This is a genomic window from Streptomyces niveiscabiei (assembly GCF_001419795.1).
GTDB lineage: Bacteria > Actinomycetota > Actinomycetes > Streptomycetales > Streptomycetaceae > Streptomyces > Streptomyces niveiscabiei.
In genome coordinates this window covers 1-7934 of sequence record NZ_LIRL01000780.1, presented here as the reverse complement: position 1 = coordinate 7934, position 7934 = coordinate 1, and the positions used below count along the sequence as shown (strand labels likewise).

At 74.5% G+C, this 7934-nt stretch carries 6 protein-coding genes; all 6 read right to left on the bottom strand.

The genetic code is table 11. The annotated features are described in order from the left end of the window. Positions 1 to 179 precede the first annotated feature (179 nt). Positions 180 to 722 carry a YciI family protein gene (locus AOK24_RS33450; RefSeq protein ID WP_055723767.1) on the bottom strand — a complete coding sequence of 181 codons (543 nt, stop codon included), beginning with the start codon at positions 720 to 722 and terminating at the stop codon, positions 180 to 182. Between the two features lie 64 nt (positions 723 to 786). Beyond that, positions 787 to 3414 (bottom strand): helix-turn-helix transcriptional regulator, encoded by a 2628-nt coding sequence (locus AOK24_RS52385; protein ID WP_276206875.1) that lies wholly within the window; start codon positions 3412 to 3414, stop codon positions 787 to 789. A 115-nt stretch (positions 3415 to 3529) separates the two neighbouring features. After that, on the bottom strand, positions 3530 to 4615 hold the full coding sequence (locus AOK24_RS33440) for a Gfo/Idh/MocA family protein (RefSeq protein WP_055723765.1): 1086 nt from the start codon (positions 4613 to 4615) through the stop codon (positions 3530 to 3532). Then, positions 4609 to 5763, bottom strand: a complete 1155-nt coding sequence (locus AOK24_RS33435) for a radical SAM protein (protein WP_240554250.1) — start codon at positions 5761 to 5763, stop codon at positions 4609 to 4611. Before AOK24_RS33435 ends, AOK24_RS33440 begins: the two co-directional genes overlap by 7 nt. After that, positions 5760 to 6809, bottom strand: a complete 1050-nt coding sequence (locus tag AOK24_RS33430) for a Gfo/Idh/MocA family oxidoreductase (protein WP_240554249.1) — start codon at positions 6807 to 6809, stop codon at positions 5760 to 5762. Before AOK24_RS33430 ends, AOK24_RS33435 begins: the two co-directional genes overlap by 4 nt. 29 nt (positions 6810 to 6838) lie before the next feature. Continuing rightward, a partial coding sequence (locus AOK24_RS33425; protein WP_055723762.1) for a Rossmann-fold NAD(P)-binding domain-containing protein occupies positions 6839 to 7934 on the bottom strand: 1096 nt, incomplete at its 5' end.

The window sequence follows — 7934 nt, the reverse complement described above, 5'->3', positions numbered from 1 at the left end:
GTGGTGGTGGAGCGGGAGGTTGAAGGGGCGGGAGGTGCCGGAGGCCGGGTGAGGCAAGGAGCAGGCAGTCGAGGAGCCGGGGAGTGTCGGTGGTCGGTTGAGGCGGGGTGTCGGGCTGCGCGGGCTTCCTGAGGGGCGCGTCCCCTGGTCGCCGCCCCGTCCCGCGCAGCGCCCCCGCTTCAGCGTCGGCCGCCGAACTCCCAGTCGTGCACCTCCGTCTGCGCGTGTCCCACGAGCACCCGGCGTGCCGTCTGCGCGTCGGGGGCGCGCAGCAGGGCCGCCGTGCCGAGCCAGGCCGTACCGTCGTCCGACAGGAGGGGGCCGAAGGCGATCAGGTCGTCGGTGTCCGGGGGTACGGCGAGGTCCGTGCCCGGGTCGGGGGCGAGGCCGATCACCAGGTAGCGGTTGCCGCCGGTCCGGCCGCCGGGGAAGTCCCACATCGTCCGGCCGAGCAGGTTGCGCCAGCGCCGCAGGAGGACGTCCCGGTAGGCCCCGGCCTGGTAGTTGGGCTCGTCGAAGGCGAACGCCCGGGCCGCGGCGGGGTCGGGGAGGTCGACGATGTGGACGCTGCCGGTAGGGGTCTCGCCGTCGGCGGCGAAGGTGGGGCCACGGGCGATGAGTTCGGCGGTGTAGCCGTCCATGTACGACCAGTGGGCTTCGCCGAGTCGGCGGCGCAGGGGGAGGGAGCCGGACCGGTCGCGGTGGTAGCAGAAGAACTCCATGGACGGTGATCATCGCCGCAGCGGGGGCGGTGGTTCAAGCGGCTTCTCCCAGCGGGTGCGACCGCTACTCGCCGTCCGGCCGGACCCCGCGTGCCAGCAGATCCGGCAGTTCGGAGCGGCGGCGGGCCGACAGTTTGCGGTAGACGCGGGTCAGATGCTGTTCGACGGTGCTCACCGTGATGTACAGCTGGGTGGCGATCTGCCGGTTCGAGCGGCCCTCCGCGGCCAGCGACGCCACCCGCCACTCGGCCTCCGTGAGGGACTCGGGCGCCGCCGGGGCCTCGCTCCTCCCGGGACACGGCTCGGCCGGCGCGGGCTCCTCGCCGAGCGGGACCGTGAACGGCCGTATCCGGTGCGGGGCCCCGCCATCGGTGGCCGGTTCCAGCGCCTTGTCCCGGTGTTCGCGCGTGGCCTTGGCGTGGCCCTGTGTCAGGTCCTCCTGTCCGAGCCGGGCGAGCACCCGGCCGAGCAGGGTCCGGTCGCCCGCCGTGCGCAGGATCCGCTCGGCCTCCTCCAGGTGCGCCCGGCGCCGTTGCGGGTCGTCGACCGAGGCCAGGACCAGCAGGGCCCTGCTCCGGTGGTTCGCCGAGCGGCCTTCGTGCACGAGTTCCTCGACGGCCGTACGGCGGGCCCGGTCCGTGTCGCCGAGGGCGAGGTACGCCTCCGCCGCGCAGGCCCGCCAGCCCACCGTGTCCGGCCGTCCGTCGACGGCGCAGGCCAGGAAGTCCTGGAGGGCGGCGTGCGGGCGGCCGATCTCCATCAGGTAGCCGCCCCGCGCGATCCGGTACAGCTGACCGCAGGAGGACTCCCACATCTCGTCGGGTACCGGGCGCTCCAGGCAGCGGGCCGCCTGGTCCAGGTCGCCCATGAGGGTGTGCGCGGCGATCAGGACCGCCAGGGGCAGGCCGACGGTGATTCCCCAGCCGTGGTCGGGCAGCAGCGCCAGGGCGGAGGCCGCGTACGCCGCGGCCCCCGGCGCGTCTCCCAGGTGCCACCGGATGCGGGCGTGCAGTGCCTCCAGGGACGCCTGGCGGACGGGGAGCGCGCCGGCGGGCAGCATCTCGCGCAGTTCCTGGCAGAGCCGGTCGGCGGGGGCCAGTTCACCGCGGTCGATCAGCTCCAGCAGGGACGCGAAGTCGAGTCCCCAGATCCGGCGCGTGTCGGCGACGGCGAGCAGCGGGCAGCCGGTTCCGTCGCCGTTCCCGTCCCCCGCGACGGCGGCGTCACGCTGGTCGTGGACGTAGGCGCGTACGGCGGGGAGGTCGAGCAGTCCCGGCCACAGGGCGACCGCCAGCGTGACGAAGCCCCACGCGTCGTCGTGCCCTTCGCCGACCCGGCAGGACTCGATCAGCCGGATCGTCAGCTCCGTGCCCTGCTCCCGGTTGCCGAGCCAGAGCGACCGGAAGGCGAGGACCTTCAGTGCGCTGTAGTCGGCGTGCCCGGAACGCACCACGGCCAGCAGTTGGTCCACCTCCGCCTGCGCCGCGCAGGGGTTGCGGCCGCCCAGGGTGATGACGAGCGCGGTGAGGATCCTGGAGCGCTGGCGTCCGTCGAGGTCCGCGCGCTCCGCGAGGCGCAGGCCGGCGAGCGCCCGGTCCCACTGGCCGGCCGTCAGGTACTGCCGCCAGGCGTGCCACAGCACCCGCACCTGCGCTGCGTCGGGCGGCTCGTCGGCGGCCAGGAGGTGGCGGGCGACGACGGTGGCGGGCGCGCCTTCCACGAACAGCAGCGCGGCAGCCTGCTTGTGCAGGGCCGGCAGCCGTGCGCCGAGCGCGCCCAGCACGGCTTTGGGTACGTCCGGGTGCCGGAATCCTCCACCGTCCAGCAGGCCCGCGCGGTCGAGTTCGGCGAGCCGGTGCTCGATGTCCTTGGGGGGCTGTCCGAGCAGCCGGGCGGCTCGTGGGGGCGTCGCGTCGTCGCCGAGCACGGCGAGGGCCTCGACGGCCTCGGCGAGGGCGGGGTGGCGGGCCAGCAGGGCGAGGTAGGCCGTCCGGAAGGACTCCCCGATGCGGACCGGTGTGCCGGGGCCGGGCTCGCCGGTGCGGAGCAGGTCGTGCAGCAGGGCGGTGACGAGGCAGAGGTTGCCGCCGCCGGCCCGGTGGACGGGGGCGGCGAGTCCCGCGGCGGTCCGCGCCGGGAGCCGACGCTCCAGCAGCATCCGTACGTCGTCCTCGCCGAGGGGGTTGGTCTCGGCCAGCCGGGCTCCGGGAAGGGCGAGGAACTCCCGGGGGTCGCCGTCGGGGGCGCAGCAGGTCCGGGGGAACGCCAGGACCACGGTGACGGGGTGGGAGCACAGGCGGCGGGCGAGGTAGAGGAGGCAGGACCGGGACTGCGGGTCCAGGTGGTGGGCGTCGTCGACGGCGATGACGATCCGGCCGTGTTCGGTCCGTTCGGTCAGCGCGGAGGCGAGGGTGCGCAGCAGCCCGGCGGGGGCCGGTGCCGCGCGGTCGACGAGCCGGCGTACGGCCGACCGGACGTCCTCGGGGATTCCGGGGACGTGGCCGAATTGTTCGACGGCGGAAAAGGGCATTTCATGTTCGTCGGGGAATCCCGTGGCGGACAAGCAAAGCGAACCGGACGCCGTGGCGCGCTTTTTCATTTCCTCCAGAAGGGAAGTCTTTCCTGTTCCCGGGCCTCCTTGTAAGACAAGGAGGCCACTGCCCATTTCGATCTGTCGGGCGCAGCTTTCCATCCGCATGAAGATCATCATCGGTCCGGACCAGGCGAGACACCAGACCATTTTTATGGATTTTGCCGCCTGTTTGACACGCGTATAAGGATCTGCACGAGCCGGACCTCCCTTCTCCTCACTCCTGGAATTGGCGGACCTGCTGCGGGCGTCCCGTCCGCGCGGACGTGTAAATGGCGGTCACGACGGCCACCGCCCGCCGCCCGTCCTCGCCGTCGCTCAGGGGCGGTCTGTTGTCGCGCACGGCGTCGCAGAAATCCAGGAGCTGGTCCCGGTGCGGCTGGTACAACATGCCCGTGGCGTCCCTGGCCTCGTCCCTGGCCAGTTCTGTCCGGTGGGCGTCCGACTGGTCGGCGGCGCCGAACGCCCCGTACGCGGGTGCCTCTTCGCCGTCCCGCGACAGGTGCAGGTAGGCGAGTTCGTCGTCGTCGATGACCACGCTGCCCCGGTCCCCGTTGACCGCCGTGCGGGCGGTTCGGCCGGGGTAGGCGGCCGTGGTGGCGAGCAGGGTGCCCAGGGCGCCGTCGGCGAAGCGCAGGCCTGCTGTCGCGACGTCCTCCACCGCGATCCCGGGATGCGCCAACTGCGCGGTGTGCGCGGTCACTTCCACCACCGGGCCGGCGAGCCACTGCACCAGGTCCACGGCGTGGATCGCCTGGTTCATCAGCGCGCCGCCGCCGTCCAGGTCCGGGGTGCCGCGCCAGGTCCCGGAGGCGTAGTACGCCGGGGCACGCCACCACGACAGTTCGGCCATGACGGAGGTGACCCGGCCGAGTCCGCCGGAGCGGATCGCCTCATGGGCCAGCTTCGCGGCGGGGTCGAAGCGGTGCTGGGACACCACGCCCAGCGTCCGTCCCGTCTCGCGGGCCACGCCGATCAGCCGGTCGGCGGCCTGCGGGGTCACGTCCACGGGTTTCTCCACCAGGACGTGCTTCCCGGCGCGCAGCGCCTCCTCGGCCAGCGCGGCGTGGGTGCCGCTCGGCGTGCACAGCAGGACGGCGTCCACGTCGGGCCGGGCCAGCAGTCCCGGTACGGTCGTCACTCCGCAGCCCGCCTCGGCGGCCAGTGCCCCGGCCCGCACCGGGTCCCGGCCCGCGACCGCCGCCAGCCGGGCCCGCCGGGTGAGCCCGGTGTCCTCACGGGTCAGCAGCCGGGTCCAGAAACCGCCGATCGACCCGCAGCCGATCACACCGAACGTCAGCACGGAACCTCACATCCAGTCGGGAGAAGTCGGGGCAGCGCGGCGAGTCCGCGCTCCAGTTCGTCGAGGTCGGCGGGGTGGCGCCGCCGGTAGCGGAGGTTCACGTCCTGGACGCCCCGCCAGGTGACCGGTGCCGTCCCGCCCCCGAGGCCCGGCGCGAGGCGGTCGTACGCGGCGGTGCCGGGCCGCAGCACGAACCGGACCGGGGCGAACCAGGCGGGCGGGTCCGGCACGCGGGTGCCGCCGGGCGCGCCGACCAGCACGGACACGCAGGGCGTGATGCCGGCGCCGGACAGCCTCGCCGCCGCCTCCCGGGTGCGGGGGCCGGCGTCCAGCCACACCGTCCGGCAGCCTGCGGCGGCCCAGGACCGGACGTCGCTCCTGAGGACGACGTCCCCCCGGGTGCGGCTCGTCCACTCCACGCCCCGGCCGCGCAGCCAGCCGCCGGGGTCGTCGTCGGCGCCGAACACGCGGTCCAGGAAGACCACATGGCCAAGGCCCGCCGCCCGTTGGGCCGCGAGGCCGGCGAGCACCCGGCCGGGGCCGTCGGCCATCCGTGCCGCCCCCGCCGGGACGAGGCGGGGTACGCCGTCCACGACCGTCCGGGCCGTGTAGCGGGCCAGCGGCACCAGGTCGTAGGCGGGCGGCGGCCAGCACTCCAGGGGCCGGTAGGGCGGGGGCCGGTTGCCCACGACGAGCACCGGTGGCAGCGGGCGCGGCATCCCGCCGTACAGGACGGGCACGGCGGCGCCCGCCGCGAGGTCGCGGGTGGCGCGTACCGCCGCCGAGGCCGCCTCGCCGACGGCGACGTGATCCGCCGCCAGCTCCAGGAGCGTCGACCCCGGCAGCCGGCTGCCGTGCGGGCCGACCGCCAGCACCCGCACGCCGGGGAACCACGCGCGGGCGCGGTCCACGGCCGCTCTGACCGGGGACAGGTCCACCGGCCAGGGCGTGCCGGCGGCCGTGAAGACCACCAGCAGATCGGGGGCCGAGGCGGCCGGGGGGAACGCGGCGAGCCGCTCGTCCCAGACCGTGACGTCGCAGCCGTCGGCGCGCAGCCGGGCGGCGGCCAGCAGGACGTCCCACGGGACCGGGACGGACGGGCCGTCCGAGGCGGCGGGCACCAGCAGACAGACACGCGGGCTCGTCACGTCCGCACGGACCGTGGCCGGGGCGCGGGGTGCGCGGTCTCGGCGAGCAGGCCGATGCGCGACACTCCGCGCAGGTCGAGACCGGGGGGACCGTCCGGGGACAGCAGGGCGGCCACCGACCAGCGCAGGGCGTTGTCCAGCGGCGAGTCGTGCACCAGCCACTCGCGGCGCGGCTGCGGTCCCGCCACGGCGAGCCGGTGCGTGTTGCGCGGCAGCCGGGTGCCCCGGGGCAGGGTCACCGGGTCGAGGTCGAGGCGCAGGCTCACCGGTCCCGCGACCACCTCGACCCGGCGCTGCCGGCTCTCCCCCGCCGTGACCGCTCCGTCGAACCAGTCCGGCACGCCGACCTGTCCCGACGGCTCGGGGCCCACGATCGTGGAGTACAGGTCGACCTCCACGCCGTCCGCGCTCACCCGCTCGTGGGCGGCGGTGGACGTCAGCTCCGGGTCCGTCGCCACGTGGAGCGTCACCTCGCCGGGTGCGGTCGCCAGGTAGCGGTCGTAGGTCTCCGGCGGCAGCGCGCCGCGCACCAGGGCGAGCATGTGCAGCCACTCGTAGCCGAAGACGCCGAAGTCGTGGTCGACGAACCGGCCGCCCGCGATGTCCTCGCGGCGGTCCTTGCCGAACCCGACCCGGACCGCCGTCAGCGGGTGCCCGGGGGCCAACTCCCAGCGCAGTGTGCGCAGCAGGGCCATCGCCTGCGAGTGCCGGTACTGGTCCATGATCACCAGCCGGGCCTCGGGGTGGGCGACGAGGAGCGCGGTCAGTGCGGGGATCTCCCACGCCCGGCACAGCGGCTTCTCCACCAGCAGCCGGGCCTGCGGGTCGGCGTCCAGCACCTGCGCGACCGTCGCCACGTGGGTGGCCGTCGGTGAGCACACCGACCACACGTCGACGCGGCGGCGCCGTAGGGCGTCCTCGATCCGGCCGAGGACCGGGACACCGGGCGTCTCGGCGCCCGGCGCGGGGTCGACGACGCTGACGTCGAACCCGAGGTCGCTCAGGAGGCGCTGGTGCAGGCGGCCCGCCGCTCCGAACCCGATCACGCAGACGTGGGTCCCCGACGTGCGGGGGCTCACCGGGCCGCCCGCGTGCCCGAGGCGAGGTACTCCTCGTAGTAGGCGGCGAACAGGCCCGCCTCGTCGATGGCCCGGTCCACCGGTTCGAGGTGCAGTCCGGGGCCGAGCGAACCGGCCTCGCGGCAGAGGGTCTTCGCGGCAATGAGGGTGCCGGCCCGGTAGGCGTCGTAGCCGCGGTTCGCGATCCCCTCGTACTCGAAGAGGTTGAGCGACCGGCCGTCTCCCAGCAGGGTCGCCGTGGTGCCCGTCGGCAGCGTGTAGCGGACGCCGACCTGCGGGACCGCTGTCGACTCCAGGCCCTCGAAGCCCTCGCTGAGGAGGCTGAAGTCCTTGGTGGCGAAGCCGGCGAGGTGGACGCCGTCGGGCAGCAGCGGCAGGTCCCGCGGGGTGATGGCGAGTTCGCCGGTGTTGCCGATGATCAGGAACGGGGAGTGCGCGGCGAGCGCCTCGCCGGCGCTGCGGTAGGTCTCGTAGCCGTGCTCGGCGGCCGTGATCAGGGTCAGGATGTCGGTGTCCACCACGGCGACCCGGCAGCCCAGGGCGCGCAGTGCGTGGGCCACCCGGCCGCCCAGGGTGCCGTAGCCCAGGAGCAGGACGTGCCGGCCGATGAACTTCTCGCCGGGGAGGATCGCGCGCAGGCGCCGTACGCAGGAGTCGGCGATCTCGTTGTAGCCCAACATGCTCTTGAGGCGGGAGCGGGCCATGTTCAGGACGGGGATGCTGAGTTCGCCGGGGGCGTTGGTGATCCGCTTGAGGCCGCTGACCGTCAGTTCCAGGGCGCCGTCGACGCGTTCGTCCAGGACGCCGCTCGCGCCGTAGCCCTGCGCGAGGAGGCCGCCGTCGTCGACGACGAGGACCTTGCGGCCCGCCGCGTGCGCGCGCCGGACGAACGCGTCGACCCGCTCGTTGACCGCCAGGGCGTACGCCTTCTCGGCGGTGTCCGCCGAGCCGTTGATCACCGAGTTGTCCAGGGTGTCGCTCTGGTAGCCGCGGCGGAGGAACCAGGCGTGCACGCGGTCGCGGTGCAGGGTGCGGTCGCCCTTGTTCAGCGCGAAGATCCACTTCCGGTCGATGCCGGCGCGCTCCATGCCG